This is a genomic window from Rhodococcus sp. NPDC047139 (assembly GCF_040643435.1).
Taxonomy (GTDB): Bacteria; Actinomycetota; Actinomycetes; order Mycobacteriales; family Mycobacteriaceae; genus Rhodococcus.
On record NZ_JBEYUH010000011.1, the window covers coordinates 63,254 to 89,811 of the forward strand.

The following is a 26,558-nucleotide window of genomic DNA, read 5'->3' on the forward strand; positions in this document are numbered from 1 at the left end:
CCCCTTCCGGAGGCGATCAGGCCGGGTCCGAGACCCAGTGCACGAGCTGCCAGACGATTCCGTTGGGATCGGCGAACTGGCAGTACCTCTCACCCCACGGCTCGGTTTCCGGCGGCGTCACCACCGTTGCGCCGGCGTCCGCGATACGCGCGAATTCGGTGTCGACGTCGTCGACGACGAAGGCGATGAGCATGCCCTGCCCCGCCGAGCCGGCGATGGATGCGGGTTTGAAGGTTCCCAGCCCGGTACGCAGGAGTGCGATGTTGAAAGCTGCGTCCGGGTGGGTGAGCGAGACGAATCCGTCCGCCGACATCTCTTCTCTGAAACCGAAATGCTCGATCGCGAACTCGGCCGAGGAGGCGGGGTCGGGGACGTTCAGGGACAGAGCTGTCGCATGGATCTTCACGGTACCTCCCGAGACAGAAACCTTGTACAGCGTATAGATTACGCTTGACGCAAGGAGTCCGGGAGGAATACATGGCGCGCGACCTGATCGATCTGCTGTGGCGCGACCACCCTGATGCCCCACCGAGTGGCTCGCGCGGACCGAAAGCCAGGGTCACCACGACTTCCGCGGTAGACTCTGCCGTTGCCCTCGCCGACACGGACGGCATCGAGTCGGTGACGATCCGTCGTCTCGCGACGGAGCTGGGCATCTCGGCGATGGCCCTGTATACCCACGTCGGATCGCGCGACGACCTCCTCGTCCTCATGGTCGACCGGGTACATTCCCGGCAAGAGCGGCCACCGTTCGTGTCGCCCTCGTGGCAGGAACGGATCCGGCAGGTCGCCCACGCTGAACTCGAGCACTACGAAGCACACTGGTGGCTCCTGGACGTCGACGACCAGCGCACTGCGCTCGGACCCGGAACGATCGCGAAGTACGACTACGAATTGCACGCCTTCGACGGAACACCCGTGAGCGACGTCGATCGCGACGCGGCGCTCACGTTCGTCGCTGACTTCGTCCGGGGTGCGGCGCGAGCACGCCGCCCCGACCCGCACGCCGCGGACATGGCCGAGACGTGGACGAGGTGGAACGACCGCCTGGCCCACTATCTCGGCGACACCCACCCGCTCGCGCAACGTGTCGGCGGGGCCGCCGGGGAAGCGATGAACGCCGCCTACAGCCCTGAACACGCGTGGGAGTTCGGCTTACAGCGGGTCCTCGACGGTCTCGAGCCCCTCGTCGCGACTTCGGTGGGTCGAGCCCCGGAAACCGGGGTCCGACCCACCGAGGAATGACTTTCCCGCGGGCGTCCTACAGGCGGTAGGCGGATCGTTCCCGCCGCGCCGAGGCAAGATTGTCGATCAGCTCGGAGCGGGTCTGGCGCTCATGGGCGTCCCAGGCCGGCTGGCCGGGTTCGGTACGCCAGGATTCACTGAGGGGACTGTTGTCGACGGTGTCGAACCCGAACCGATCGTAGAGCTCGGTTGCGACTGCGACCGCCTCGGGGAAGTTGCTCGAGACGGACAGAGCGATGCGGCCGGGAGTTCCTGCGGGCCGCCCCGCCGTGGTGATGCGGGGAGCCTGGATATGGGTGAACGCCTTGGCCACCTTGGAGGTGGGCAGATGATCCTGACGCAGCTCGTGGACCGTCTTCTCCCCCGAGTCGACGAGCGGATAGCGCCCGTCGCGCCAGGGCATGTAGTTGTTGGTGTCGAGCACGACCTTCCCGGCGAGCTCGTCGACCGGCATGTCGTTGACCGGCTTCAACGGGACCGCAATGACTACGAAATCGCCGGCCGCAGCCGCGTCGGTGGCGGTTGCGGCACGCGCCGACGGCCCGAGTTCGTCGATGAGATCACTCAGGGTGTGCGGCCCACGCGAATTGGCGATGACCACCTCGTAACCGCTCGAGACCGCAGCCCGGGCCACCTGGCTGCCGATTTCACCCGCACCGATGATGCCGATGACTTTCATGGGTCCATACCTCGATCAGATCGGGGCGAGAGGAGAGCACTGCCGGCCGGGACTCGCCTTCCCGGCCGGCCGAGGAAGCTCAGACCTGGTTCATGCCACCGTCGACGTACAGGCTCGAACCGGTGACGAAGCTGCTCTGCTCGGAGGCGAGAAATGCCACGGCAGCGGCGATCTCGTCCGGGTGGGCGAGCCTGCCGAGCGGAACGTGTGCGGCCAACTGCTGCCTGAAGCCCGCAGCGTGTTCCTCGTCGGGCATGAGTCCCGACAAGCCGGGAGTGTCGGTCGGCCCTGGCGTGATGGTGTTGACCCGGATGCCGCGGCCCCGGAGTTCGTTGGCCCAGGTTCGGGCGAACGACCGAGTGGCGGCCTTGGTCGCCGCGTAGACGCCGAATGCCTCTGCGCCGACGTCGGCGTTGGTGGAACCGTTCAGGATCACCGATGCACCGTCGTTGAGGACCGGCAGCGCTTTCTGCACCGTGAACAGCAACCCTCGGACATTGATGCCGAAGAGGGTGTCGAAGTGCTCCTCGGTGATGTCTTCGAGTCTGACGAACGCCGCAACGGCCGCGTTCGCGAACAACACGTCCAGCCCTCGCCCGGTGTTCGCGATCGTCTCGTAGATCCGGTCCAGGTCGGCCAGGTTCGAGATGTCACCGGCGATGGCGGTGGCCTGCGGCCCGATCTGTTCCACGGCCGCGTCGAGTTCGACCTTGCGTCTACCGGTGATGAAGACGTGCGCGCCCTCGGCCGCCAGTCGTTCGGCACTGGCCAGTCCGATGCCGGTGCTGCCGCCGGTGACGAGTGCGGTCTTTCCTTCGAGTGATCCCACGCGGATGCCTCCTCCTAATTGTGCATCGATCGATGCACAATTAGGACCGTAGCACTTCCGCATCGATCGATACAAAATAGGTACACTGAGGTCCGTGGCAACCAAACAGAGCGGGAAGGTCGGCCGACCACGCGGATTCGATGCCGACGAAGCACTCGACCGGGCAATGCGGGTCTTCTGGGAACACGGTTACGAGGGCGCCAGCCTCTCCTGCCTGACCGAGGCGATGGGCATCTCGACGACGAGCATGTATTCCGCCTTCGGCAACAAAGAGGAACTGTTCCGGAAGGTATTGGAGCGCTACACCGCAGGTCCGGGCGCCTATCTGAACCGAGCGCTCGACGAGCCCACCGCACGCGAGGTCGCCGCCGCGATACTCGACGGCGCCATCCGGGCCACCACGTGCCCGACGAATCCCGCTGGATGCCTGGGTGTCCAGAGCGCATTGAGCGTCGGCGATTCCGGTCGTGAGGTTCGCGACCTCCTCGCCGACTGGCGAAACAACGGGTGCTCCCGTGTCCACGAGCGGTTCCGGCAAGCCGTCGACACAGGTGATCTACCTGCCGGTACCGATCCGGGGCTGTTGGCCCGATACGTCACCACCTTGGTCTTCGGCATCTCCGTTCAGGCGGCGAGCGGCGCCACTCGTGACGAACTCCAGGAGATGGCCGACGCCGCCATGCGCAGCTGGCCCATCCACTGAGCCCTACCGGTCGTGCACCTCTTCGAGCTTCCGGATCAGGGTCGCCGCGTCGAACGGGCCGGTGTGCAGGGCTAGCTCCGAGCCGGTGGCGCCGAGATAGAAGGTGGGTGTCCCGTGCAGGTCGCTGGTCTCTGCGTCGAGGTCGTCGTCCTCGACGCGATGCCGGTACCGCCCCAGTCGTATGTCCTCGTCGAACCGCTCCATGTCGAGCTCCAACTGCGCGGCGTGTTCGTAGATCTCGTCTCGGGACAGAGCGTCGCTGTGCGCGAAGAGATGGTCGTGCATGTCCCAGAATCGTCCCTGGGCAGCGGCCGCTTCGGCAGCTTCGGCAGCGAAACGCGCGTGGGGGTGGACCTCATCGAGCGGCAGATGCCGGAAGACGTAGCGCAGGTTCTCGCCGAAGTGCCTGTGCACGTCCCGGATACTGCCGGTCGCCCGGCTGCAGAACGGGCACTCGAAGTCTCCGTACTCGACGAGCGTGAGCGGGGCATCGTGCGGTCCACGCACATGATCGCGCTCCGGGTCGACCGGCCGCAGCAACACGAGCCCCGCCGGCCCCTGAGGCGGATGACGCAGATCAGACAGCCGGAACAATGCCCAGCCCAGAACCGTGGCCAGAACGGCGGCGAGAAGCACGCCGATCCGGGCATCGTCGGCTTCGGGCTGTTCGAGCGCCAGCTCCACGATGAACAAGGAGATCGTGAATCCGATTCCGGCGAGCGCGGCACCACCGCTGATCCGGGAGAGCGTGAGCCCCGGCGGCAAACTGCCGGGACGCAGCCGCGAGAAGGCAGCTGTGGCCCCGGTGATGCCGACCAATTTGCCCACCACCAACCCGAGGACGACACCCCACGTGATCGGCGACCGGATCGCGCTCCCGAGAGTCTCGACGGAGATCACCACCCCGGCATTGGCGAGGGCGAATATCGGCACCACGAGAAACGCGGTGTACGGCCGGTAGAACCGCAACAACCGCTCATTGACGGAGACCGCGCGGAGCACGCCGAGCTGCGCTGCCCGCGCATAGTCGGAGTTGGGCGACTGACGGAATGCTCGGGAGAGTTCGCCCGCGCGTTCCACCTCGCTGCGCCGCGGCGGATAGACGGGAAGGATCAACGCGATGAGCACACCGGCGAGGGTCGGGTGCACACCGGATTCGTAGAAGGCCACCCAGGTTCCTGCCGCGACGACGAAGTAGACCACGCCCCGCCATACCTCGAGGCGGCGGAACTGCAGGATCAGAAGTAGTCCGATCGCCGCGGGTATCAAGAAGACCGGCCGCAGCTCGTCGGTGTAGACGAACGCGATGATGGCGAGTGCCCCGATGTCGTCGGCCACGGCGAGCGTGAGGATGAATACGCGCAACCGTGCCGGGCACTTGGGGCCGACCAGCGCGAGCGCACCGAGGACGAAGGCAGTGTCGGTGGAAACGACCACTCCCCACGCTCCCGCGGCCTCCCCACTGGGATTGAGCAGTAGGAACAGCGCTGCAGGCAATGCCAGACCCGCGATCGCCGCCACCAGCGGAACCGCCGCGCGCGCCCGATCGGTGAGCTCACCGATGGTGAGTTCGCGCTTCACCTCGAGGCCGACGACGAAGAAGAACAGCGTCATCAACGCGTCGTTGACCCAATGCTTCAGGTCCAGGTGGATCCCGTAATCGCCGATGCTGATGCTCAACGGCGTATGCCAGAACGCTTCGTACGAGTCGCCCAGGTTGGCCCAGATCAGCGCGACGATGGTGGCAGCGAGTACGAAGCCCGCCGCGAGCGCGTCGTCGTCCGTGCCGTCGCGCACTCCTGCGAGCAGTCCGGACATCCGGCGGAGCACCGTCGGATTCTCGTCGACCGTCATGTGCCCCTCGTTCCGCCGCCCGATCCGAGTCGCCGTCGCCGTGGGTCACCCCAGTCGAGGTAACCGACGAATCCTCACAACAGCGACGACATCGTCGATTATTTCCGGGACCGACCCCGTTCGTCGCCAACTCCTCCGACTACCGGACTGCTGACGCAGGGAGCACCGCCACGATCCACCGAAGCGCGATTGCGAATCTCGTTCGGCACGAACGATTTCTCGGTCCCTTTCAGGACTGTGTCGTGTGACCGGCTCCGATCGCCGGCCACCGCCTCCCCGGAGCGAACCTGGTTGTCCCGGCTAGGCCGTCAACACCAGCAGGTACCCGCCTCCGGCCGATTCGATCCGAGTGTCGAACCGCACTTCCGGCTCCAGGCGCGACAACCGGTCGAGAAGCCATTCGGCGGCGTCTTCCGCGTCCGTTTCTTCCGGACACCGGGCGACGGCGACGCGACCGCCTTTACGTGCGAGTTGTTCGACCACGCCCACGATAGGCGCAGGATCGACGACGAACAGCCGGTCGGGCCACGGCACAACAGGCTTGACGGCACCCTTCCTGGTGTTGCAGGCCCGATGCGCGAGACGTTCGACGCCGCTCCCTTTACCCTTGCCACCCTTCCTGGCGGTGTTGATGCTGTCGATGCTGGGACCGCGCGGGTCGTTGACCGACATGTCGGGGTCCACCGGCTCGTCGCACAGCCAGCAGCGCCACGCTTCGCGGTCGCCGACTTCTCGAAGGGTGCTCATGAGGCCGAACGCTACCGCGCCGACCGGAAAGGACGCGCCGTGGCCGGAAGCGACCGAAAGGGGAACGGGTCGGCCCGTGAGAAGCGGACCGAGTCGCGTTCCGAGGTGGGGCGGGCGGGGCTCGAACCCGCGACCAGCGGATTATGAGTCCGCGGCTCTAACCGACTGAGCTACCGCCCCGTCGCGACGACCAGTTCGCCGCACAGCACCGCACTCGTAGCGCGGCGCGATCGAATGCTACCCGGATGCAGCGAGCAATACTGCCCCGGGTGCGAAGTAGCCGAAGTCACATGAATGGAAACCCCACCGCATCCGTGCCCCGCATGCAAAGAATCCTCCCACCCGTGACGGGTGGGAGGATTCTTCGACGCTCCCCCGGCTGGACTCGAACCAGCAACCGTTCGATTAACAGTCGAATGCTCTGCCAATTGAGCTACAGGGGATTGTCCTGCGGTGCTCCGCGGTTTCCCTCGGTGCGTGAAAAACCATAGCGTCCTACCCGCCGCAGCGCCAAATCGCCTGCTTGTGGGCATGCCGCGGGGTCATCGGGCAGGATGGTGGCGACGCAGTCACGGGTGGAAGGACAACACATTGATGGGTTTGTTGGTCGGGGTCGCTGCGGGATACGTGCTCGGTACCCGAGCAGGGCGCGCCAGGTACGAACAGATCAGCAAGACGGCCAGGGCGGTGGCTGCGAGCCCCGTCACGAAGAAGGCGATCGAGGTGGGCCGGCAGAAGCTCGCCGACTCGCTCAGCCCTCAGCCCAAGCTCGAACCGATGAAGCCCATCGACGAGACGACCACGATCATGATCCCGCGGGATCAGCTGAAGAAGTAGCTATCAGCCGACCAGGCCGTCACCGATGGCCTGGTCGAGCAGGCTCCGCCGGTACTGTTCGAGCGCCATGAGGTCCCCGAGCAGGGCGTGGAATTCCTCCGACTCGGTTGCCGGGGAGATCCGCTGCAGTTTGGACTTCAGTTCGGCCACCTGCTCACCGACCCACACTTCCTGCAACCGCGCCAGAACCCCGCCGATGTAGCGCGGAAGCCGATCCTCTTCGGCGGGGACCGGCTCGACGGCGAGTTCCATCACGAGCGAACGCGCGACGGGATCCGTCGCCGCTCGTCCCACGGCGTCGACCCACTCGGCTCCCCCGAGACCGGCAGCCGTCCCCCCTGCGAGGGCGACGGCTTGACGCACCGCCGCGTAGGCAGGATCGGTGAAGGTCTCCGGCGGCAGGGAGTCGAACACGGTCCCTGCGATGCCCGGATACTGCAGTGCAGCCTTGAGCGCGTCGCGCTGCGGCCACAGTGCCGGATCGTTCGGGCGCGGCCGCCGCAGCGCCGACACGGGCTTCGCCGTCGCAGTGCGCGTCTTCGCTTCCGGCGCACGAACTCCGCGACGTGCCTCCTCCTGCACACGCCGGCGCACTGTGGGGATGTCGTCCCATCCCGTCCAGTGCGCGAGTTGCACCGCGTAGTTGTCGCGGATGGTCCGGTCCTTGATCCGGGCCACCACCGGAACGCATCGCCGCAGGGCCTCGACGCGGCCTTCGACTGTGTCGAGGTCGTGTTCGGAGAGAATCGATTTCACGACGAACTCGAACATCGGGGTACGACGCGCCACGAGGTCGCGCACCGCTCCGTCGCCCGACTCCTGTCGCAGCTCGCACGGATCCATCCCCTTGGGCGCGATGGCCACATACGTTTTCGCCGCGGTCTTCTGATCCCCCTCGAACGCCTTCATCGCCGCCGCACGACCGGCGTCGTCGCCGTCGAAGGTGTAGATGACCTCGCCACGGAAGAAACTGTCGTCCATGAGCAGGCGACGCAGCAGCGCGAGGTGCTCGTCGCCGAAAGCGGTCCCGCACGCTGCGACTGCGGTTCTCACGCCAGCCAGATGCATGGCCATGACGTCGGTGTATCCCTCGACGATCACCGCCTGATGCGACTTTGCGATCTCACGCTTGGCGAGGTCGAGTCCGAACAAGACCTGAGACTTCTTGTACAGCACCGTTTCCGGTGTGTTCATGTACTTCGCGGTGATCTGGTCGTCGTCGTACAGGCGCCGGGCACCGAAACCGATGACGTCGCCCGCGAGGTTGCGGATGGGCCACAGAAGACGACGGTGGAACCGGTCGATCGGCCCGCGCCGTCCCTGGCGCGACAGTCCGGCGGCCTCGAGTTCGGAGAACTCGAACCCGCGGCCCAGGAGATGCTTGGTCAGCGCGTCCCATCCCGCCGGCGCGTAACCGCAGCCGAACATCTCCGCAGCCGCCTGATCGAAGTTGCGTTCGGTGAGATAGTCGCGGGCGGCCTGCGCTTCCGGGGTGCGCAATTGCTCGGCGTAGAACTGCTGAGCCGCCGCGTTCGCCGCGACCAACCGGGCGCGGGTGCCACGGTCGCGCTGGACGGACGGGCCACCACCCTCGTAGTTCAGCGTGTACCCGACGCGCTCGGCGAGCTGCTCGACGGCTTCGACGAAGCTGACGTGCTCGATCTTCTGCAGGAAGGAGTAGACGTCGCCGCCCTCACCGCAGCCGAAGCAGTGGAAGTGCCCGTGATTGGGCCGCACGTGGAACGACGGGGACTTCTCGTCGTGGAAGGGGCACAGTCCCTTGAGCGAGTCGGCGCCACCGCGTTTGAGCGCGACGTACTCGCCGACGATGTCCTCGATGCGCACGCGGTCGCGAATGGCCGCGATGTCTCTGTCTGAAATACGGCCGGCCACGGTGACGAGTCTAAGCCGCCGCGCCGACGGTCCGGCACGACGGTCCGCCCACAGCGTCTCGGCGCGTCAGCCCCAGCTCGCTTGGGCGGCGAGGCTGTCGCGATCGATCCGTTCGAGTCGTGATTCGGTGCACGACGCGATCTGATCGACCACCACCCGAACCTTCGCGGCATCGTCGGGCGCCGTCTTCCAGGCGGCGACGAAGAACGGGTCGAGCCCGACCGGCGCGGTACGCAGCAGCCATTCGGCGACGCGGTGGATGCGTTCGCGTTGCGATTCCTGCCGGGTCCGGTGTGCACGATCGGACATGACGAACTGCAGCGCCATCGTCTTGAGCAGGGCGACCTCCGAGGCCACGACCGGCGGAACCACGAGATCGGCGTCGTACCTGCTCACAGGCCGGCTCTCGGTCGCTTCCCGTGTTCCGAGGATCGCCGCGGTCGCGTATCGGCCGACCAGCTCGCTCGTCAGTCGCTTCAATGCGACGGAGCAGGCGAGTGTGCCGTCGAAGGTACCGACCTCGCGGACCACCGGCATCGCCGACAATCGCTTGGCCGCCTCGGTCAGCTCGGCCGGATCCAGACCCGAGAATTCGCGCATGCCCACCTCGATGAGCCCGGCGACCTCGTCGGCGTCGCCGAGCACACGCAGGTCGATCCGGCCGTCGATGACGCCGTCCTCGAGGTCGTGCACCGAATAGGCGACATCGTCGGACCAGTCCATGATCTGCGCCTCGAGGCACTGCCGGCGGTCGGGTGCCCCCTCTCGCACCCAGGCGAGCACCTCGGCATCGTCGTCGTACGCACCGAACTTCGCTCCCGGCCGCGGGCGGGTCCACGGGTACTTCAGCGTCGCGTCCAACGACGCCCGCGTGAGGTTCAGTCCCGCGCTCGTGCCGTCGGGATAGAGGACCTTCGGTTCGAGGCACGTGAGGATCCGCAGGTTCTGCGCGTTACCTTCGAACCCTCCGCAGGACTCTGCGACCGCGTCGAGCGCGCGCTCGCCGTTGTGGCCGTAGGGCGGGTGCCCGATGTCGTGCGCGAGGCCGGCGAGGTCGACGAGGTCGGGGTCGGCTCCGAGCCCTTCGGCGATGCTGCGGCCGATCTGCGCGACCTCCATCGAGTGCGTCAGGCGAGTCCGTGGGGTGTCGCCGTCGCGGGGTCCGACCACCTGGGTCTTGTCGGCCAGACGGCGCAGAGCGGCACAGTGCTGCACACGGGCGCGGTCGCGTGCGAAGGCGGTACGTTCCGACGCCGCGCCCTCCGACCCCGCGAGGGCAGAGGTCTTCCGTGACTCGACGACGCGCCGCTCGAGATCGTGTTCGCTGTAGCCCTGCACGTCACTGCCTCCCCTCACCCAAGAACCCTACGTTCCGCCTCACTGCTCCGCCGTGTACGGGAAATCTGCGGAGAAGTGGGTGATCTGGTACCAGATCAGGGCACCGGTCTCGCGGGCGATCCCGCGGAACTGCGACTCGCGGGTGAAAACCGCCGGGCCCTGCCGGGTGGGTGCTGTCCACGCGTCCAGCCCCGCATCGCGCGCCATGGTGCGGGTGCGCAGCGAATGCCATGGGTCGCTCACCAGCACGACCGACGACAGTCCCAGATCCGACATCTCCCGGCTGACTGCCTCCACGCTGCGCAGCGTGTCGGAGCCCTCTTCGACCGCGACGATCGAATCGGCGGGCACACCGCGAGAGACGAGGTAGTTCTTGCCCGCGGCAGCCTCGGTGAACAGGTCGCCTTCCTGCTTGCCTCCGACCGTGACGATCCGCGGGGACACTCCGGCCTCGTAGAGCTTGAGCGCTTGTTCGAGCCGGGCCTCGAACACCGACGACGGCGTACCCGAATACTGGGCCGCACCGAGCACGACGATGGCGTCGGCATGGGTGCGGTCGTCGACCCGCGCGACCTGCCACACCCGCAGCGCCGTACCTGCGACGACGAGGAGCGTGGCGAGCAGGACACCGACGAGCAGTCGTCTGAACCAACGAGCGATACGCGCGCCCGTCCCGGGATCGTCCCCGGTGTACGTCGCGTCGGTGCCGTTGCGGCGGGATGCGGTGCTCACCCCCCGATTCTGCCAGCGAACACCAACGCATCGGCCGGACGACGCGCCGACCCCGCTCACGCCTCACAGCCACTAGATTCGAGTTCATGCCACACCTATCGGCCGCACCGTTCCCGCGACCCGCACGTTCCGCGCTCGCGTTCGTCCCTGCTCTGCTGGCAGTGGCCGCGTGGCTGCTCCTGCCGGCGATGGCTTCCGCCGAACCCCCGTCGCGGCTACCCCAGCCGATCACCGACTCGGCAGGAGTGCTGGACCAGGCCGACATCGCGCGTATCCAGGAGGCCACGAACACGCTGTACGACGAGCGTGGGCTGCAATTGTGGGTGACCTACGTGTCGAGCTTCGACGGGCGCGATTACGACAGTTGGGCGCAGGCCACCGCACAGGCGAGCAACTTCGGTCGGAACACGGCCCTGCTGGCGGTCGCGACGGCGGACCGCGAGTACGCGCTGTGGACTCCGACGGGATCCGAGATCTCCCAGAGCGAACGCGACCGGATCAGTTCGTCCGACATCGAACCTGCCTTGCGGAACAGTGACTGGGCGGGTGCCGCGGTGGGTGCGGCGGACGGTCTGAACAACGCCCTCGCGCCGTCCAGCGCACCGGTGACGACCCTGGTCGTCGGTGGGGGCGTGGTCGCGGCCGGCGGCGCCGGCGTGTACGCCTACACCCGGCGGTCGAAGAAGAAGCGCGCCGAGGCCGGCGCCGCGCAGGCCGCGCAGATCGATCCGGCCGACACCACAGCCTTGCGCGCCCTCCCGATCGAAGGTCTCGACCAGTACGCCCAGACCCTGCTGGTCGCGACCGACAATGCGGTCCGCTCCAGCTCCGAAGCCCTCGAACTTGCCCGAGACGAATTCGGGGACGCGGCGGTGGCTCCCTTCGACCGCGCCTACCGGCAGGCTCAGGGCGCGCTGGCGAACGCGTTCGAAATCCGCCAGCGTCTCGACGACGACATCCCCGAGACACCGGAGCAGCAGCGCGACATGCTCGTGCAGTTGATCTCCTCGTGCGGTCAGGCCGACCGCGAACTCGAAGCGCAGGTCGAGGCGTTCGACGAGATGCGCAACCTCCTTCTCGACGCACCGGCCCGCCTGGACGGCCTCACGCAGCGCGCGATCGCGTTGCAGGCGCGCATCCCCGACGCAGAAAGCATTCTCGGGCAGTTGCATGCAGAGTTCCCTGCCGGCGCCCTGACACCCGTGGCGGACAACGTTTCGCTCGCGCGAGAAGAGATCGCGTTCGCGGAGAACGCGGTCGATCAGGGCCGCGCAGCGGTGGCACGACCGGTCGGCGAGCAGGGCGACGCAGTGCGGGCGATCCGCGAGGCCGAGCGGGCTCTCGGTCATGCCTCGACGCTGCTCGACGCGCTCGATCACGCCGCCGAGGACATTCGGCGCGCGATTGCGACACTTCCGGCCGCGATGGAGGACGCCGAGCAGGGCGTGACGGACGCGAAGCAACTCGTTGAGGCGGGCGGTCCCGAACTCGCCGACGCGCTGAAGGCCGTGCAGGAGGCCCTCGAGCATGCGCGCGCGGAGCAACACACCGACCCGCTGGGCAGCTTCACGCGGGTGGTGGAGGCCGACGCGCGGCTCGACGAACTGCGGGCGCGAACCCGGCAGGCTCAGCAACAGGCCGCGGAGATGCGTCGTCGTCTCGAGCAGGATCTGACCGCGGCGCAAGCCCAGGTCACGGCTGCGGCCGACTTCATCGGAACGCGCCGGGGTGTCGTCGGCGCACAGGCACGCACGCGACTGTCGGAGGCCCAGCGGCACCTGCAGGCCGCACAGCAGGCCGCGGACTCCGATCCGGCAGCTGCGGTCCAGTACGCCCGGTCCGCTGCATCGCTTGCCGTTCAGGCTCTGCGCAGCGCCCAGAACGATGTGCAGCGCTGGGACTACCAGCAGCGCCCGCCGCGCGGTGGTTCTTCGGGCGGGAACATCGCCGGGGCGGTGCTCGGTGGCATCCTCATCAACAGCGTGCTCAACAGCGGGCACGGGGGCGGTTTCGGCGGCGGCGGATTCGGCGGTGGCGGATTCGGGGGAGGTGGTTTCGGCGGGTCGAGCGGCGGGCGCTTCTAGGCCATGCGTGCGATCGCAGCACGCGCACTCGGCGCCGGTCTCGGCTCGGCGATCCGCCTGTTCGATTCTGCCGACGGGTCGGACGGAAAGCCCTTCTCGGAGCCCGACATTCTGCGCCCCCGCGTCGATTCACGGCGGTTCGGGTGGGTCCACTACGGCGTCATGATTCCGGACCTTCCCGAACCGCACCGGTTCTTCTCGATGATGTCGCTCGTCGGCGCAACGGGTTCGCTGGCCTTCGACAACGACGACGCGCTCGTCGCGCCGCCGCGACGCAATGCCTCGGTGGTGGCCGGAACGGCAGCCTCTCATCCCGCGCACTTCGGGAACTACGCGGTGGGAGACACTTTCGTGTCCTCGCCGGACGGCTCGCTCGTGCAGTTCGGCGACGACGTGAGGTTGACCGGACGCTTCCCGCGCTACGAACTCGTGGGTCGGCTCGGCGGAGTCGACGTCGCCTTGACGCTGACCAACACCCCCACGGTGTCGTGGTTCTTCCGGAGTCCCGTCTACAAGCACTTCGGGCTGCTCACCGAGTACGAAGGCACCTTCACATGTGACGGGCACACCATCGCGGCCGAGGGTCTGTGCTCGTTCGAGTACGGCGCGATGCCGAGTCCGTATCTGGTGCGGTCCACTCCCCTGTCTCCGGCAGCGAAGGTACCCCTCGACCTTTTCGTCTACCAGATCGCCGATCTCGACGCCGACACGCAGATACTGCTCAGCCACTACACGATCGGCGGCAGGCCGTTGATGACGACGGCGATCCTGCGCACCCGCACCGGCTACGGAACCCGATTCCGGGACGTGAAGTTCGACGTGCTCGAACTGCGTGACGAACCCGAGCCGACTCCCTACGGCATCCCGATGCCCGTGCCGCGCCGAACCCGCTTCCTGGTGAAGGATTCCGGCGGCCGTCCCTGGCTGGATCTCGAAGCGACGATGGACACCCCGTTCACCTTCGGTCTGGGCACCGGATTCGTCACGGGCTTCGCCTATTCGGCGACCTGGCGCGGAACCGGGATCACCGGGCGCGGCTACTTCGAGTACATCGATCGTCGTTCGGCCGGCTGAGTGTGCAGACGACGGTGCCCTCCGGCCCAGTCGGACCGGAGGGCACCGTGTCGGGCGAAACCGTCAGCAGCCGAGCAGGCGCTGCGCGAGGTAGCCCTCGACCTGGTCGAGGCTCACACGCTCCTGCGCCATCGTGTCGCGTTCGCGGATCGTGACTGCCTGATCGTCGAGGGTGTCGAAGTCCACCGTGATGCAGAAGGGCGTGCCGATCTCGTCCTGCCGGCGGTAACGGCGACCGATCGCCCCGGCGTCATCGAACTCGATGTTCCAGTTCTGACGCAGCTTGGCTGCGAGGTCCTTGGCCTTGGGGCTGAGGTCGGCGTTGCGGCTGAGCGGCAGCACAGCGGCCTTGACGGGCGCGAGGCGACGATCGAGGCGCAGCACGGTGCGCTTGTCGACACCGCCCTTGGCGTTCGGCGCCTCGTCCTCGGTGTAGGCATCGACGAGGAAGGCCATGAGCGAGCGGGTCAGGCCGGCCGCCGGCTCGATGACGTAGGGCGTGTACCGCTCGTTGGTGGCCTGATCGAAGAAGCTCAGGTCGGTGCCGGAGTGCTTCGAGTGCGTCGACAGGTCGAAGTCGGTGCGGTTCGCGACGCCCTCGAGCTCACCCCACTCACTGCCCTGGAAGTGGAAGCGGTACTCGATGTCGACGGTGCGCTTCGAGTAATGCGACAACTTCTCCTGCGGGTGCTCGTACAGGCGCAGGTTGTCCTTGTTGATGCCCAGATCGGTGTACCAGTTCATGCGGTAGTCGATCCAGTACTGGTGCCACTGCTCGTCCTCGCCGGGCTTGACGAAGAACTCCATCTCCATCTGCTCGAACTCGCGGGTGCGGAAGATGAAGTTGCCGGGCGTGATCTCGTTGCGGAAGCTCTTGCCGATCTGGCCGATGCCGAAGGGCGGCTTCTTGCGCGAGGTGGTGAGCACGTTGGCGAAGTTCACGAAGATGCCCTGCGCGGTCTCCGGGCGCAGGTAGTGCAGACCCTCTTCGCTCTCGATGGGACCGAGATAGGTCTTGAGCATCATGTTGAAGTCGCGGGGCTCGGTCCACTGACCTTTGGTGCCGCAGTCCGGGCAGACGATCTCGGTCATCGGCACGGCATCGGGGTCGTCGAGCTTGTTCTTCTCGGCGTAGGCCTCCTGCAGGTGGTCCTGCCGGTGGCGCTTGTGACAGTTCAGGCACTCCACGAGCGGGTCGTTGAAGACCCCGACATGGCCTGATGCGACCCAGACCTGGCGCGGCAGGATCACCGACGAGTCGAGGCCGACGACATCGTCCCGGCTGGTGACCATGTTGCGCCACCACTGCTTCTTGATGTTGTCCTTGAGCTCCACACCGAGCGGCCCGTAATCCCAGGCCGACCTGGTGCCGCCGTAGATCTCACCGCAGGGATAGACCAGGCCCCGGCGCTTGGCGAGGTTGGCGACGGTATCGATCTTGGATTTGGGTGCCACTCGGATTCTCCATCTTCGATGCGGGGTTTTCGCAGCATGCGTCGATCTGTAAGCCTATCGCTCCGCGTTCGGAGCTCGAATTCGCGCCGGTTGACATGCACAACCATGCATATCAAAATGGAATCGATTTGCAATAAGGCCCGCCGCCCGGCGGCCACCCCGCCTCCGAGGAGCCCCGTGAGCATCGACGCCGATCCACGTGAGTGCAGCACGGGCGAGCGTGCCCGCAGACCGCTCGGGACCGACGCCCTGACGTCCCCGCTCGACGTGTCCCCCGGCAACCTGACCGCGGCGGGTGAACTGCTGCGCGCCCTGTCGGCGCCCGTTCGCATCTCGATCGTGCTCGAACTGCGTGAATCCGCCCGCTGCGTGCACGAGCTCGTCGGCGCTCTCGGCGTCACCCAACCGCTCATCAGCCAGCATCTTCGCGTGCTCAAGACCGCCGGTGTCGTGCGCGGCGAACGCTCGGGCCGCGAAGTGCTCTACCACCTCGCCGACGACCATCTCGCCCGCATCGTCGTCGACGCCGTTGCTCACGCCCAGGAAGGACGATCTCAGTGACCTCCGCCCGCAAACCTCTCGTGGGGGTCCGCTCGACCCGTCAACGCAGCGCCATCGTCGACCTGCTCGACAACACCGTGGAATTCCGGTCCGCCCAGGACCTGCACGACGAGCTGCGCAAACGCGGCGAGGGAATCGGCCTGACGACGGTCTACCGCACACTGCAGTCGCTTGCGGAGGCCGGAAGCGTCGATGTGCTGCGCACGGACAGCGGAGAGTCACTGTTCCGGCGTTGCTCCTCCGGGCACCATCACCATCTCGTCTGCCGTCACTGCGGCTTCACGGTCGAGGTGGACGGCCCGGAGGTCGAACGCTGGTCGCACGAGGTGGCCGAGTCGAACGGCTTCGTCGATGTCAGTCACACGGTCGAGATCTTCGGTGACTGCCGCGAGTGTGCGCTCGCGAACAACTGATCCCGCGGCGCTCAGCCGCAGTCGCAGTCGCCGCACCCGCAGCCGTCGACCAGCAGATTCTCTTCGTCGTCTTCTTCACCGTCGAAGACGGACGCTTCGCCGCCGAGGCGCTGCGCCAGCACGCGTGCCTGTTCGACGACCGGGACGAGTGCTGCCACGGCCCGCACGAGGTGGATCGGGACGAGCGGTGAGGCCGCGACCCGCAGTTCGGCGGTCACCTTGTCCTTGTCGAGGACGAACTTCACCTCGGGGAATTCGATCTGCAGATCGCCGAGAACTTCCGCTGCCCGGGTCCGGCCCGTGACATCTTCCACCAGATAGGTGGTGAGCAGCACGAAACCGCCTTCGGCGTCCACCACGGCGTAGGTGAGCACGTTGTCGATCCAGATCGGGATCTCACCGTCCTCGTCGGCCTCGGGGGCTTCTTCGAGAATCTGCGACAGTGTCTCCACGACGGCCGCGCGCAGGGCATCGTCGTCCTCGGTCGGTATCGCAACGGCGAACGACCCGTCCACGGCGACAGCCTCCTCGGCAGTAGCGGTCTCGACGTCGGGCGTGGTCACGAGTTCTCCTTGGGGTCGGGGGTGCCGGCGACAGAAGCTCGCGCTTCGGCGGCACCGTCGAGTACGAGCAGCAACATGGTGGTCAGCGCCGCGTCCTCGAGACCGGTCGCCGGGAACGAGTAGCGCAACACGACGTCGGCATCGTCGTCGCGTTCGATGAGGTGGACCGATCCGAACTGCAGGGCGTCGGCGGCGGTCGCGACGCGGGCGCGGGCAATGGTGTCGAGCGGAAGATCCCACGCGAGCACTCCGGTTACCGAAACCACATCGAGTCCTTCGGTGAGGGTGACGACCTGCAACGCGAAGGGAACGGCGCCGTAGTCGAATCCGAACGATCCGTCGCCGTTGCCGGAAGCCGATGGCGTGCGAACGTCGACGAAGGGAGTGAGGGCGGCCGCGATCCGCTCGCGGAGCGTGGTCACTTCACTCCTCCGAATCGTCGGTCGCGGGAGGCGTACTCGACACACGCGGCCCACAGGTCGCGCCGGTCGAAGTCGGGGAACATCGTGTCCTGGAACACCAGTTCCGCGTAGGCGGACTGCCAGAGCAGGAAGTTCGAGGTCCGCTGCTCACCCGAGGGCCGGAGGAACAGATCGACGTCGGGCATGTCGGGCTCGTCGAGGTACCGGGCGACGGTAGCCTCGGTGACACGCTCGGGATCGAGCTCGCCTGCCGCAACTCGACGCGCGATTTCCCTTGCAGCGTCTGCGATCTCGGCTCGGCCACCGTAGTTGACGCACATCGTCAGAGTCATGACGTCGTTGTCCTTCGTCAGCTCCTCGGCGATCTCGAGTTCCTTGATCACACTGCGCCACAAACGCGGCCGGCGGCCGGCCCACCGGACGCGCACACCCATCTCGTGCATCTCGTCACGGCGTCGGCGGATCACGTCGCGGTTGAAGCCCATGAGGAATCGAACCTCGTCGGGGCTGCGCTTCCAGTTCTCGGTGGAGAAGGCGTAGGCCGAGAGCCACTTGACACCCATCTCGATGCATCCGCACACCGTGTCCATCAGTACGGCCTCGCCGCGCTCGTGCCCTGCAGTGCGCGGCAGACCCCGCTCCTGCGCCCAGCGACCGTTACCGTCCATGACGAGTGCCACGTGCTGGGGGATCAGCTCCGGCTGCAGCACGGGCGGTCGCGCACCGGACGGGTGCGGGTCGGGCGGGCGGATCGCGCGATCAGGCGGTGGGGACGTGGTGCGTCGTCGAATCACGTTCCCCATCCTGCCCGACGGCTCCAGCGGGGTCACCGACGCGGTGCGTCGAAAGGTCACCGACGCGGTGCGTCGAAAGGTCGCTACCGCGGTGCGCAGAGAGGTCGCCGGCGTGGTGTGCCGGGAGGTCACCAGCGGCCCGACCGCTTCCGCGCTCGACGAGGGGCAACGAACGCAGCTGACGCTCGAGATGCCACTGCAGATGCGCTGCGACGAGACCGCTGGCCTGTCTCCGCACCGCCGCGTCGACCGATTCGGTCTCGGCCCATCGTCCGTGGTTGAGCGCGTCGAGAAGTTCGAACACCCCTGGGGCCGGCGTGGCCGCGCCCGGTGGCCGACAGTGCACACACACCGCACCGCCCGCGGCGACGTGGAAGGCGGTGTGCGGGCCGCTTCGGTCGCAGCGCGCGCAGTGCGTGATCGCCGGTGCCCATCCTGCGTAGGTCATGGCCCGGAGCAGGTAGGCGTCGAGCACCAGTTCGGGGGGCCTGGTGCGATCACACACCGCACGGAGGGCACCGACGGTCAGTGCGTGCAGGCGGGGGACGGGCGCACGCTCCTCACCGGCGAGGCGCTCGGCGGTTTCGAGGATCGCGCATGCGGTGGTGTAGCGGGAGTAGTCGTCGACGATGCCTACCGCGAAGGCATCGAGGGTCTGTACCTGGGTGACGACGTCGAGATTGCGGCCCGGGTGGAGTTGGACGTCGATGTGGGCGAACGGTTCGAGCCGGGCACCGAACTTCGATCGTGTCCGGCGCACGCCCTTCGCGACGGCCCGCACGAGGCCGTGCCGGCGCGTCAGCAGGGTGACGATGCGGTCGGCTTCGCCGAGTTTGTGCTGGCGCAGCACCACCGCGTTGTCCCGATAAAGCCTCACTCCCCGAGTCTGTCATGCTCCGGCGACACGGGACGACTTCCGTGGCCGCTCGACACCACAAACGAGAACAGGTTATTGTTCGTTCGAACGAACGGGGGACCAATGGACGCTCGGACCGGCTTGCGCGATCTGACCGCGACCGTCGACGCACTCGATCGCGGCGCGGTCACATCCACCGAACTCGTACAGGCGAGTCTGGACAGGATCGACGCATCGCAACCGCATCTGAATGCCTTCCGGACCGTGCGTCGCACCGCCGCCCTCGAGGAAGCCCGCGAGGCGGATCGGCGCCGCGCGAACGGTGAACGTCGCCCGCTGCTCGGCGTCCCGATCGCTGTCAAGGACGACACCGACATCGTGGGCGAGACGACCATGTTCGGATGTGCCGGCACCTTCGACACGAAGGACACCGACGCCGAAGTAGTGTGCCGCCTGCGGGAGGCCGGCGCGGTGATCGTCGGTAAGACGCACTCTCCCGAACTCGGACAGTGGCCACTCACCGGCGGCGATGCTTTCGGGCACACCCGCAGTGCATGGTCGCGTGAACATACCCCGGGTGGTTCGTCGGGCGGCAGCGCCGTGGCCGTCGCGGCCGGTCTCGTCCCAGCAGCACTGGGTTCCGACGGAGCCGGGTCGGTTCGGATCCCGGCCTCGTGGTCCAACCTCGTCGGAATCAAGCCGCAGCGTGGCCGAATCTCCATGTGGCCGGATGCCGAGTCCTTCAACGGGCTGACCACACACGGCCCGCTCGCCCGCACCGTCGCCGACGCGGCGCTGCTCCTCGACGTCGTTGCCGGGAATCACCCCGGCGACCGGCACCGCTGCGCTCCGCTCACCGTCTCCGACGCCGTGGGACGCGAGCCGGGCAAACTGCGGATCGCCTTGTCGCTGAAGCTTCCGTTCACCGCGACACCCACCCGCCTCGACGCTCGTGTCCGCACCCGCATCGCCGCGCTCGCCACCGTGCTGCGCGATCTCGGCCACGAGGTGACCCTCGCCGATCCCGACTACGGAATCCTCTTCGGCCTCTCCTTCCTTCCGCGGTCGATGGCCGGAATCGAGGAGTGGTTGCATCGTTTGCCCGATCCGTCCCTCGCCGATGTCCGCACCCGCGCGAACGCGCGCACCGGCCGACTGCTGCACGGATTTCCGCTGCGTGCGGCGCGGGCGGCCGAACCGCGACTGCACCGGCGGGTCGGCCGGATCTTCGATCGCTTCGACGTCGTGCTCGCGCCCACCACCGCGACACCCCCACTGCCGGTGACAGCGATCGACGGAATCGGCGGCTGGGCGACCGACAAGGTCATCACCGGGGCATGCCCGTACGCGTGGCCGTGGAACGTGCTGGGCTGGCCGGCGATCAGCCTGCCCGCCGGATTCGTGGAAGGCCGTCTCCCGGTGGGCGCTCAGCTTCTCGGCCCGGAGAACTCCGAACCGCTCCTGGTGTCGCTCGCATCGCAGCTGGAGTCGGTGTTGCGCTGGCACGAGCACATCCCGGAGCCGTGGTGGTGACGACGAACGACGACGCACGCTCGCGGATCGTCCGTGCCACATTGCATCTCGTCGGCACGGACGGTGTGGCGGGCGTGACGAACCGGCGTATCGCTGCGCACGCGAAGGTGTCGCTCGGGTCGATCACCTACCACTTCCCCACCCAGGCCGATCTGTTGCGCGCCGCACTCGAACACTTCGTCGACGAGGAGACCGAGCGCCTGGCAGAACTCGCCGGGCAGTATCGCTCGCAGGCACTGTCGCTGACCGAGGCTGCGACGCTAACCGAACAGGTCGCACGCGACCTCGCCTTCACCGCCGAGCGCATCGCTCCCTTCGAGCTGTACGTGCAGGCTGGGCGCGACCCCGAACTACGGCAGGTCGCCGAGCGGTGCTGGCGCGCCTACGACACGCTGGCCGTCTCCGTCCTCTCCGCACTCGGTGTCCGGCACCCCGAAGCTCTGGCGCCGACGATCGTCGCCACCATCACCGGGTTGCAGCTGCGCCGTCTGTCCACGGGGACCGACACGAATCTGTCGGAATCCGTTCTGCTGCTTCTGCATGCCGAGGCCGTGGAACGGCCCTGAGCCGCTCGTACACCGCCGCGGCCGGGATCACGACGTGACCACACGTTCACGTCGAGTACCCCAGGAAACGTCGTGGTCACGAACAGTGCACTGTGCACAGGCGGTGCCGTGCACGAGTGACTGATCGGCCCATTGCCGGTGCTTGCACCGGACCTCAAGATCGAACGTGTTCCCGGCCCACGACGGTTGCGTCGCCCCATCGATGTTGCGGCGCCGATCGATCCGTCCACGGTCGCTGCCCGCTGCACGTTCTCTCGTCGAGGAGCTGCTCGTGACCGTCGCGCACATCGTGTTCCTGCTCGGCCTGCTCGTCCTGCTCGTCGCCATGGCATTGCGCAAGAACGTCCTGATCCCGGCGGTCCTCGCAACCTTCGCCACCGCATTGGCCTACGACGGCAACATCGCCTCCGCCATCATGTCGGTCTTCCGTGCGAGCTTGACCGCGGGTGGCGCCCTGTTCGAGATCTTCGTGGTCATCGCAGCTGTGACATCGATGCTCGCCGCGATGCGTTCGATCGGCGCCGACGAACTCATGGTGCGCCCGTTCGGACGATGGATGATCGACGGCCGCATCGCCTACATCGTGCTGTTCGTCGTCACCTACCTGTTGTCGTTGTTCTTCTGGCCGACACCGGCGCTCGCGCTGATCGGCGCGGTGCTGCTTCCGGCGGCGATCAAGGCGGGCTTGCCGCCGCTCGGCGCTGCGCTCGCCCTCGCCATCTCGGGGCAGGGCATGGCGCTCGCTTCCGATTACGTCATCGGTCTGGCGCCCTCGATCTCGGCGAGCGGTGCCGGCGTGCCGGCAGATGACATCGCCGACCGCGCGCTGGTGCTGTCCTTGATCGTCGGCCTGACCGCAGCCACGCTCGCATGGTTCCTCACCGTCCGTCGCGAGATCGCGCGCCGCAGCCGGGATTCCGAGACACCGGACGGCGGTTCGGGCGCCGGTGGTCTCACGCCGCGTGAGCCCGCAGCGGGTACTGCCGCGGATCTGCGGTCCGGCGACGGGAACCGTCCGGCACCGGTCGGCACGGTGCCCAGCACCGACGCTGTCGTGATGCCGAGCGTCGACGCAGTCCTTCCCCGGACGAGCACCCCCGTTCTGACCCGCCCCGCATCCGCCCGAGCCTGGGCGATCGGCGTTCCGGTGACATTCGGGCTCGTGCTCGTCTACATGATGCTGGGGCGTTTCACCGATTTGGTTCCGTGGTCGGACGGAGCAGGAGCGTCGTTGGTCGGCGGCAGCGCGCTTCTCCTCATGGCCGCGGTGACCCTGACGACGCAGAAGTCCGACGCGCTCGAGCACTGCGCCACGCACTTCGTGGACGGGCTCGCCTACGCCTTCAAGGCCATGGGAATCATCCTGCCTGTGGCCGGATTCGTCTATCTCGGCATCCCCGACTACTCCGGGTCGATCCTGGGACTCGAGGAGGGCACCGGACCGGCGTTCCTCTTCGACGCCGTCGAGCGGGTCCAGGAGTACACCCCCGACAACGGACTCTTCGCGGCGCTGAGCATGGTGGTGATCGGGATGCTCATCGGCCTCGACGGATCCGGCTGGGCCGGACTGCCGCTCACCGGCGGCATCGCTGCGTCACTCGCCCCGGAAGCCGGCATGGACACCGCGACGCTCGCTGCCCTCGCGCAGAACGCCGCGACCTGGACCGGCGGCGGCACTCTCGTCATCTGGTCGTCGCTGATCGTGGTCGCGGGATTCTGCCGCGTTCCGGTCGGAGATCTCGTGCGACGCCTCGCGATCCCGGTGGTGAGCGGATTGCTCGTCGCCGCCGTCGCCGCTGTGGTGCTCTGGTGACGATCACACGCAATGAACGATTTCGACGAGAGGACCCTCGCATGAACGAGTCGGGATTCCGCTACGACCCGAAGCGGTGCGCTCTGGTGGTGATCGACATGCAGAACGACTTCTGTTCTCCGGATGGGGCTCTGGCCGGATGCGGGTTCGACGTCTCGGCCGCTACGGCGATGACACCGCGACTGGCGAACCTGATCGACCACGCCCGTGATGCCGGTGTGCCGGTCGTGTGGGTCCGCACCGAGCACGACGAGACGACCGACTCGCCCCAATGGCTCGGCCGGGTCGGCAACGGTCCCGGCACCGCGCGGACCGGTCTCACCTGCCGACCGGGAACCCCCGGAGCCGAGTTCTACGGTGTCCGTCCGGCGGTGGGCGAACCGCTGGTGGTCAAGCACCGCTTCAGCGCGTTCGTCGGCACCGACCTCGATCGCGTGCTGCGCTCACGAGGCATCGAATCGTTGCTGTTCACCGGCGTGGCTACCGAGATCTGCGTCGAATCCAGCTTGCGGAGCGGCCTTTTCCACGAGTACTGGGTGTCGCTCGTCGAGGACTGCGCGGCGTCCTACGATCCGGCCGCGCACGCGGCCTCCGTAGCCGTGGTCGCCCAGAACTTCGGAACCGTGGTCACCGCAGACGAACTCATCTCGAGATGGCCTGCCCGCCCGGTCACCAGGTCTGCGTGACCGGTGCCGGGCGGAGCGGCGTGATCAGAATCCCAGACGCCCGAGCTGTTTGGGATCACGCTGCCAGTCCTTCGCGACCTTCACGTGCAGATCGAGGTAGATCTTCACTCCGAGCAGCTTCTCCATCTGGGTGCGCGCTGCTGTGCCCACCTCGCGCAGGCGCGCGCCACCCTTCCCGATGACGATGCCCTTCTGGCTCGGGCGTTCGACGTAGAGCAGGGCGTGCACATCGAGCATCTCACCCTGCTTCTCGGTGCGGCCCTCGCGTTCGGTCACCTCTTCGATGACAACCGCGAGCGAGTGCGGCAGCTCGTCGCCGAGCCCTTCGAGCGCAGCTTCACGGATGAGCTCGGCCATCAGGGTCTCCTCCGGCTCGTCGGTGAGTTCGCCGTCGGGGTAGAAGGCCGGTCCGGGTTCCATGTGCGAGACGAGGACATCGACCAGGACCTCGACCTGCTCACCCGACGTCGCGGAGACCGGCACGACCTCGCAGTCTTCGCCGAGCAGCTTCGACACTGCGAGCAGCTGCGCCGCGACCTGTTGCTTCCCCACCTTGTCGATCTTGGTGACGATGCCGACGATCGGAGTCTTCGGCGCCACGTGCCGCACCTGCTCCAGGATCCAACGGTCGCCGGGTCCGACCTTCTCGTCGGCGGGGAAACACATGCCGATCGCGTCGACCTCGGAGTAGGTGTCCTGCACCAGGTCGTTGAGGCGCTGCCCGAGAAGAGTGCGCGGCCGGTGCAGTCCGGGAGTGTCCACCAGGACGAGCTGGGCGTTGTCGCGATGGACGATGCCGCGGATGGTGTGGCGGGTCGTCTGCGGACGCGAAGAAGTGATCGCGATCTTGCTGCCGACGAGCGCGTTCGTGAGCGTCGACTTCCCCGTGTTGGGCCGTCCGACGAAACAGATGAAGCCGGAACGGAAATCGGGGTCGGTCATGCATGCTCCTCGGTCGTGGCGGTGTCGATGTCGCTGTTGTGTTCTTCGGATTCCGCCCGCTGCACGAAGACGGTGCTCACACGCACGCGTCCGCGGACATCCGGGCCGCCCTCCCCGCGGAGCAGCAGGCCGTGGGTCCGGACTTCCGAGCCGGGCAGGGGAACCCGGCCGAGCTCGTAGCCGAGCAGCCCGCCGACGGTGTCGACCTCGTCGTCCTCGATGTCGATGCCGAACAGTTCCCCGAGGTCCTCGACGGGCAGCCGCGCGGAGACCCGGTAGGTGTCGTCGCCGAGATCCTCCACGTCCGGGATCTCCCCGGTGTCGTACTCGTCAGCGATCTCACCGACGATCTCCTCGATGACGTCCTCGATGGTCACCAGCCCGGCGATGCCGCCGTACTCGTCGACGAGCACCGCCATGTGGTTGCGGTCGCGCTGCATGTCGGCGAGCAGATCGTCGAGGCGCTTCGAATCCGGTACGAAGACCGCGGGTCGCATGACGTCGGCCACGGACACGCTGCGTCCACCGTCCCGGTGGTAGTAGGTCTGTTTGACCAGATCCTTGAGGTAGACCACACCCCGGATGTCGTCGACGTTCTCGCCGACCACCGGGATCCGTGAGTGCCCGCTGCGCACGGCCAGCGAGGTGGCCTGGCCGGCCGTCTTGGTCTCCTCGATCCACACCATCTCAGGGCGCGGAACCATGACCTCGCGAGCAGTGGTGTCGCCGAAGTCGAAGACCGACTGGATCATCCGGCGCTCCTCGTCGGCCACCACCCCCGTCTCCTGGGCGAGGTCCACCAGTTCGCGCAGTTCGATCTCGTTCGCGAACGGGCCGTTCCGGAAGCCGCGGCCAGGTGTGACAGCGTTGCCCACGCTGATGAGGATCCGGCTGATCGGACCGAGCAGGACACCGAGGATGCGGAGCGGGCCGGTGGCAGCGAGCGCGATCGGGTAGGCGTGCTGACGACCGAGAGTTCGCGGACCGACGCCGATCACCACGTAGTCGACGATCACCATCACCGTGGCTCCCACCACGAGCGCCCATGTGCGGTCGAGCACGTCGAGCATCACACCGACGAACACCACGGTGGCAGCGATCTCACAGAGGATCCGCAGCAGAACCGTCAGATTGATGTAGCGGGGCCGATCGTCGAGCAGACCGAGCAACCGTCGCGCGCCGGCACGCCCTTCCTTTGCCAGTTCCTCTGCACGCGCGGCGGATACGGTGTTCAGCGCCGAGTCGACGGCGGCGAACAGTCCGCCGAGCACCACCAGGACGACTGCGAGGACGACTAGGGGTACGGTACTCACTCGGGCGTTCCTCCCTCGGTCGCTCCGGCCGGGTCAAATCCGTTCGTTCTGTCGCCGCTCATGATTCGGGAGTGTCGACGAAACCGGCCTTGCCCAGCAGTTTGCGGTCGCGGGCTGCGAGGCGCGCCTCCTCTTCGGCGCGGCGGATCTCCTCGTACCATTCGGCGAGGAGTTGGTTCTGCAGGCCGAACATCTCCTTCTCCTCCTCCGGTTCGGCATGGTCGTAACCGAGGAGATGAAGCATTCCGTGCACGGTGAGCAGGGCGAGTTCGTGAGCGACGGAATGGCCCGCCTTGACTGCCTGGTCGGCGGCGAACTGCGGGCACAACACGATGTCGCCGAGCATCGACGGTCCGGGTTCGGGGGCGTCCGGACGGCCACCCGGTTCGAGTTCGTCCATGGGGAACGACATCACGTCGGTGGGTCCGGGCAGGTCCATCCACCGCACGTGCAGGTCGGCCATGGTGTCGAGGTCCACGAGCACCATCGACAACTCCGCCGCCGGATGCACGTCCATCCGGGCGATCACGAAACGAGCGACGTCGAGGAGTTCTTCCTCCGAGACGTCCATTCCCGATTCGTTCGAGATCTCGATGCTCATGACTGGAAATCCTTCTGCACGACGA

General features: G+C 67.2%; 27 protein-coding genes and 2 tRNA genes. 11 read left to right on the top strand and 18 right to left on the bottom strand.

Annotated elements, in window-relative coordinates; translation table 11 throughout:
* Positions 1-16: 16 nt before the first annotated feature.
* Positions 17-406 carry a VOC family protein gene (locus tag ABZ789_RS15370; protein ID WP_358425080.1) on the bottom strand — a complete coding sequence of 130 codons (390 nt, stop codon included), beginning with the start codon at positions 404-406 and terminating at the stop codon, positions 17-19.
* A 71-nt stretch (positions 407-477) separates the two neighbouring features.
* Here ABZ789_RS15370 and ABZ789_RS15375 point away from each other — a divergent pair, with 71 nt between their 5' ends.
* The gene (locus tag ABZ789_RS15375) at positions 478-1,245 is read left to right on the top strand and encodes a TetR/AcrR family transcriptional regulator C-terminal domain-containing protein (RefSeq protein ID WP_358425232.1); all 768 of its coding nucleotides are present in this window, start codon (positions 478-480) and stop codon (positions 1,243-1,245) included.
* Positions 1,246-1,261: 16 nt separating this feature from the next.
* Here ABZ789_RS15375 and ABZ789_RS15380 read toward each other — a convergent pair whose 3' ends face one another.
* Together ABZ789_RS15380 and ABZ789_RS15385 are read right to left on the bottom strand one after the other, a co-directional pair.
* Positions 1,262-1,924, bottom strand: coding sequence for an NAD(P)-binding domain-containing protein (locus ABZ789_RS15380; RefSeq protein ID WP_358425082.1), 663 nt, complete (start codon positions 1,922-1,924; stop codon positions 1,262-1,264).
* 79 nt (positions 1,925-2,003) lie between these two features.
* On the bottom strand, positions 2,004-2,753 hold the full coding sequence (locus ABZ789_RS15385; RefSeq protein ID WP_358425084.1) for an SDR family oxidoreductase: 750 nt from the start codon (positions 2,751-2,753) through the stop codon (positions 2,004-2,006).
* 94 nt (positions 2,754-2,847) lie between these two features.
* Between ABZ789_RS15385 and ABZ789_RS15390 the strand changes: the two genes are divergently transcribed.
* Complete coding sequence (locus tag ABZ789_RS15390; protein WP_358425086.1) at positions 2,848-3,456, top strand: TetR/AcrR family transcriptional regulator; 609 nt, start codon at positions 2,848-2,850, stop codon at positions 3,454-3,456.
* A 3-nt stretch (positions 3,457-3,459) separates the two neighbouring features.
* Here the strand turns inward: ABZ789_RS15390 and nhaA are convergent, their stop codons facing one another.
* The 4 genes from nhaA to ABZ789_RS15410 all read right to left on the bottom strand — a co-directional run bounded on the left by nhaA (position 3,460) and on the right by ABZ789_RS15410 (position 6,500).
* Positions 3,460-5,310, bottom strand: a complete 1,851-nt coding sequence (gene nhaA, locus ABZ789_RS15395) for a Na+/H+ antiporter NhaA (RefSeq protein WP_358425088.1) — start codon at positions 5,308-5,310, stop codon at positions 3,460-3,462.
* A gap of 300 nt (positions 5,311-5,610) precedes the next feature.
* The gene (locus tag ABZ789_RS15400; RefSeq protein WP_358425090.1) at positions 5,611-6,057 is read right to left on the bottom strand and encodes a hypothetical protein; all 447 of its coding nucleotides are present in this window, start codon (positions 6,055-6,057) and stop codon (positions 5,611-5,613) included.
* A gap of 106 nt (positions 6,058-6,163) precedes the next feature.
* Positions 6,164-6,237, bottom strand: a tRNA-Ile gene (locus ABZ789_RS15405).
* A 190-nt stretch (positions 6,238-6,427) separates the two neighbouring features.
* Positions 6,428-6,500, bottom strand: a tRNA-Asn gene (locus tag ABZ789_RS15410).
* 148 nt (positions 6,501-6,648) lie between these two features.
* On the opposite strand from ABZ789_RS15410, the gene ABZ789_RS15415 reads away from it, so the two are divergent.
* The gene (locus ABZ789_RS15415; RefSeq protein ID WP_358425092.1) at positions 6,649-6,894 is read left to right on the top strand and encodes a hypothetical protein; all 246 of its coding nucleotides are present in this window, start codon (positions 6,649-6,651) and stop codon (positions 6,892-6,894) included.
* A 3-nt stretch (positions 6,895-6,897) separates the two neighbouring features.
* Here ABZ789_RS15415 and dnaG read toward each other — a convergent pair whose 3' ends face one another.
* The 3 genes from dnaG to ABZ789_RS15430 all read right to left on the bottom strand — a co-directional run bounded on the left by dnaG (position 6,898) and on the right by ABZ789_RS15430 (position 10,857).
* Complete coding sequence (dnaG, locus tag ABZ789_RS15420; RefSeq protein ID WP_358425094.1) at positions 6,898-8,787, bottom strand: DNA primase; 1,890 nt, start codon at positions 8,785-8,787, stop codon at positions 6,898-6,900.
* 66 nt (positions 8,788-8,853) lie between these two features.
* The gene (locus ABZ789_RS15425; protein ID WP_358425234.1) at positions 8,854-10,125 is read right to left on the bottom strand and encodes a deoxyguanosinetriphosphate triphosphohydrolase; all 1,272 of its coding nucleotides are present in this window, start codon (positions 10,123-10,125) and stop codon (positions 8,854-8,856) included.
* A gap of 39 nt (positions 10,126-10,164) precedes the next feature.
* A complete protein-coding gene (locus tag ABZ789_RS15430; protein WP_358425096.1) occupies positions 10,165-10,857 on the bottom strand; it encodes a YdcF family protein in 693 nt (230 codons plus the stop codon).
* 86 nt (positions 10,858-10,943) lie between these two features.
* Between ABZ789_RS15430 and ABZ789_RS15435 the strand changes: the two genes are divergently transcribed.
* Positions 10,944-12,941, top strand: coding sequence for a TPM domain-containing protein (locus ABZ789_RS15435; protein ID WP_358425098.1), 1,998 nt, complete (start codon positions 10,944-10,946; stop codon positions 12,939-12,941).
* Positions 12,942-12,944: 3 nt separating this feature from the next.
* Positions 12,945-14,015, top strand: a complete 1,071-nt coding sequence (locus ABZ789_RS15440) for a DUF6670 family protein (protein WP_358425100.1) — start codon at positions 12,945-12,947, stop codon at positions 14,013-14,015.
* A gap of 63 nt (positions 14,016-14,078) precedes the next feature.
* Here the strand turns inward: ABZ789_RS15440 and ABZ789_RS15445 are convergent, their stop codons facing one another.
* On the bottom strand, positions 14,079-15,470 hold the full coding sequence (locus ABZ789_RS15445; protein ID WP_358425102.1) for a glycine--tRNA ligase: 1,392 nt from the start codon (positions 15,468-15,470) through the stop codon (positions 14,079-14,081).
* 177 nt (positions 15,471-15,647) lie between these two features.
* Between ABZ789_RS15445 and ABZ789_RS15450 the strand changes: the two genes are divergently transcribed.
* Positions 15,648-16,031: a metalloregulator ArsR/SmtB family transcription factor gene (locus ABZ789_RS15450; protein ID WP_358425104.1), complete on the top strand. Its 384-nt coding sequence runs from the start codon at positions 15,648-15,650 to the stop codon at positions 16,029-16,031.
* Positions 16,028-16,444 carry a Fur family transcriptional regulator gene (locus ABZ789_RS15455; RefSeq protein WP_358425106.1) on the top strand — a complete coding sequence of 139 codons (417 nt, stop codon included), beginning with the start codon at positions 16,028-16,030 and terminating at the stop codon, positions 16,442-16,444. Before ABZ789_RS15450 ends, ABZ789_RS15455 begins: the two co-directional genes overlap by 4 nt.
* An 11-nt stretch (positions 16,445-16,455) precedes the next feature.
* Here ABZ789_RS15455 and ABZ789_RS15460 read toward each other — a convergent pair whose 3' ends face one another.
* The 4 genes from ABZ789_RS15460 to recO are packed head-to-tail and all read right to left on the bottom strand — an operon-like array spanning position 16,456 to position 19,100.
* Positions 16,456-17,007 carry a hypothetical protein gene (locus ABZ789_RS15460; RefSeq protein ID WP_358425108.1) on the bottom strand — a complete coding sequence of 184 codons (552 nt, stop codon included), beginning with the start codon at positions 17,005-17,007 and terminating at the stop codon, positions 16,456-16,458.
* Positions 17,004-17,429 (bottom strand): hypothetical protein, encoded by a 426-nt coding sequence (locus ABZ789_RS15465; RefSeq protein ID WP_358425110.1) that lies wholly within the window; start codon positions 17,427-17,429, stop codon positions 17,004-17,006. Before ABZ789_RS15465 ends, ABZ789_RS15460 begins: the two co-directional genes overlap by 4 nt.
* On the bottom strand, positions 17,426-18,232 hold the full coding sequence (locus ABZ789_RS15470) for an isoprenyl transferase (RefSeq protein ID WP_358425111.1): 807 nt from the start codon (positions 18,230-18,232) through the stop codon (positions 17,426-17,428). Before ABZ789_RS15470 ends, ABZ789_RS15465 begins: the two co-directional genes overlap by 4 nt.
* Positions 18,189-19,100 carry a DNA repair protein RecO gene (recO, locus tag ABZ789_RS15475; protein ID WP_358425113.1) on the bottom strand — a complete coding sequence of 304 codons (912 nt, stop codon included), beginning with the start codon at positions 19,098-19,100 and terminating at the stop codon, positions 18,189-18,191. Before recO ends, ABZ789_RS15470 begins: the two co-directional genes overlap by 44 nt.
* 102 nt (positions 19,101-19,202) lie before the next feature.
* Between recO and ABZ789_RS15480 the strand changes: the two genes are divergently transcribed.
* The 4 genes from ABZ789_RS15480 (at position 19,203) to ABZ789_RS15495 (ending at position 23,677) form a co-directional block, all read left to right on the top strand.
* Positions 19,203-20,612 carry an amidase gene (locus ABZ789_RS15480; protein WP_358425115.1) on the top strand — a complete coding sequence of 470 codons (1,410 nt, stop codon included), beginning with the start codon at positions 19,203-19,205 and terminating at the stop codon, positions 20,610-20,612.
* A complete protein-coding gene (locus ABZ789_RS15485) occupies positions 20,609-21,178 on the top strand; it encodes a TetR family transcriptional regulator (RefSeq protein ID WP_358425117.1) in 570 nt (189 codons plus the stop codon). Before ABZ789_RS15480 ends, ABZ789_RS15485 begins: the two co-directional genes overlap by 4 nt.
* Before the next feature lie 271 nt (positions 21,179-21,449).
* The gene (locus tag ABZ789_RS15490; protein ID WP_358425119.1) at positions 21,450-22,991 is read left to right on the top strand and encodes a permease; all 1,542 of its coding nucleotides are present in this window, start codon (positions 21,450-21,452) and stop codon (positions 22,989-22,991) included.
* 41 nt (positions 22,992-23,032) lie between these two features.
* Positions 23,033-23,677: an isochorismatase family cysteine hydrolase gene (locus tag ABZ789_RS15495; RefSeq protein ID WP_358425120.1), complete on the top strand. Its 645-nt coding sequence runs from the start codon at positions 23,033-23,035 to the stop codon at positions 23,675-23,677.
* 24 nt (positions 23,678-23,701) lie between these two features.
* Here the strand turns inward: ABZ789_RS15495 and era are convergent, their stop codons facing one another.
* From era to ybeY, 3 genes are read right to left on the bottom strand one after another with little or no spacing between them, the layout of a single operon-like run.
* Entirely contained in the window at positions 23,702-24,619 is a 918-nt protein-coding gene (gene era / locus ABZ789_RS15500) for a GTPase Era (RefSeq protein WP_358425122.1), read from the bottom strand.
* Positions 24,616-25,932, bottom strand: a complete 1,317-nt coding sequence (locus ABZ789_RS15505) for a hemolysin family protein (protein WP_358425124.1) — start codon at positions 25,930-25,932, stop codon at positions 24,616-24,618. Before ABZ789_RS15505 ends, era begins: the two co-directional genes overlap by 4 nt.
* A gap of 58 nt (positions 25,933-25,990) precedes the next feature.
* Positions 25,991-26,533, bottom strand: coding sequence for an rRNA maturation RNase YbeY (gene ybeY, locus ABZ789_RS15510; protein WP_358425126.1), 543 nt, complete (start codon positions 26,531-26,533; stop codon positions 25,991-25,993).
* Positions 26,534-26,558: the final 25 nt, after the last annotated feature.

Excerpts from the sequence above, each read along its gene's own strand:
- ybeY (WP_358425126.1), bottom strand. The coding sequence starts at position 26,533 with ATGAGCATCGAGATCTCGAACGAATCGGGAATGGACGTCTCGGAGGAA.
- ABZ789_RS15380 (WP_358425082.1), bottom strand. The coding sequence starts at position 1,924 with ATGAAAGTCATCGGCATCATCGGTGCGGGTGAAATCGGCAGCCAGGTG.
- ABZ789_RS15400 (WP_358425090.1), bottom strand. The coding sequence starts at position 6,057 with ATGAGCACCCTTCGAGAAGTCGGCGACCGCGAAGCGTGGCGCTGCTGG.
- era (WP_358425122.1), bottom strand. The coding sequence starts at position 24,619 with ATGACCGACCCCGATTTCCGTTCCGGCTTCATCTGTTTCGTCGGACGG.
- ABZ789_RS15435 (WP_358425098.1), top strand. The coding sequence starts at position 10,944 with ATGCCACACCTATCGGCCGCACCGTTCCCGCGACCCGCACGTTCCGCG.
- ABZ789_RS15495 (WP_358425120.1), top strand. The coding sequence starts at position 23,033 with ATGAACGAGTCGGGATTCCGCTACGACCCGAAGCGGTGCGCTCTGGTG.
- ABZ789_RS15375 (WP_358425232.1), top strand. The coding sequence starts at position 478 with ATGGCGCGCGACCTGATCGATCTGCTGTGGCGCGACCACCCTGATGCC.
- nhaA (WP_358425088.1), bottom strand. The coding sequence starts at position 5,310 with ATGACGGTCGACGAGAATCCGACGGTGCTCCGCCGGATGTCCGGACTG.
- ABZ789_RS15480 (WP_358425115.1), top strand. The coding sequence starts at position 19,203 with ATGGACGCTCGGACCGGCTTGCGCGATCTGACCGCGACCGTCGACGCA.
- ABZ789_RS15440 (WP_358425100.1), top strand. The coding sequence starts at position 12,945 with ATGCGTGCGATCGCAGCACGCGCACTCGGCGCCGGTCTCGGCTCGGCG.
- ABZ789_RS15470 (WP_358425111.1), bottom strand. The coding sequence starts at position 18,232 with ATGGGGAACGTGATTCGACGACGCACCACGTCCCCACCGCCTGATCGC.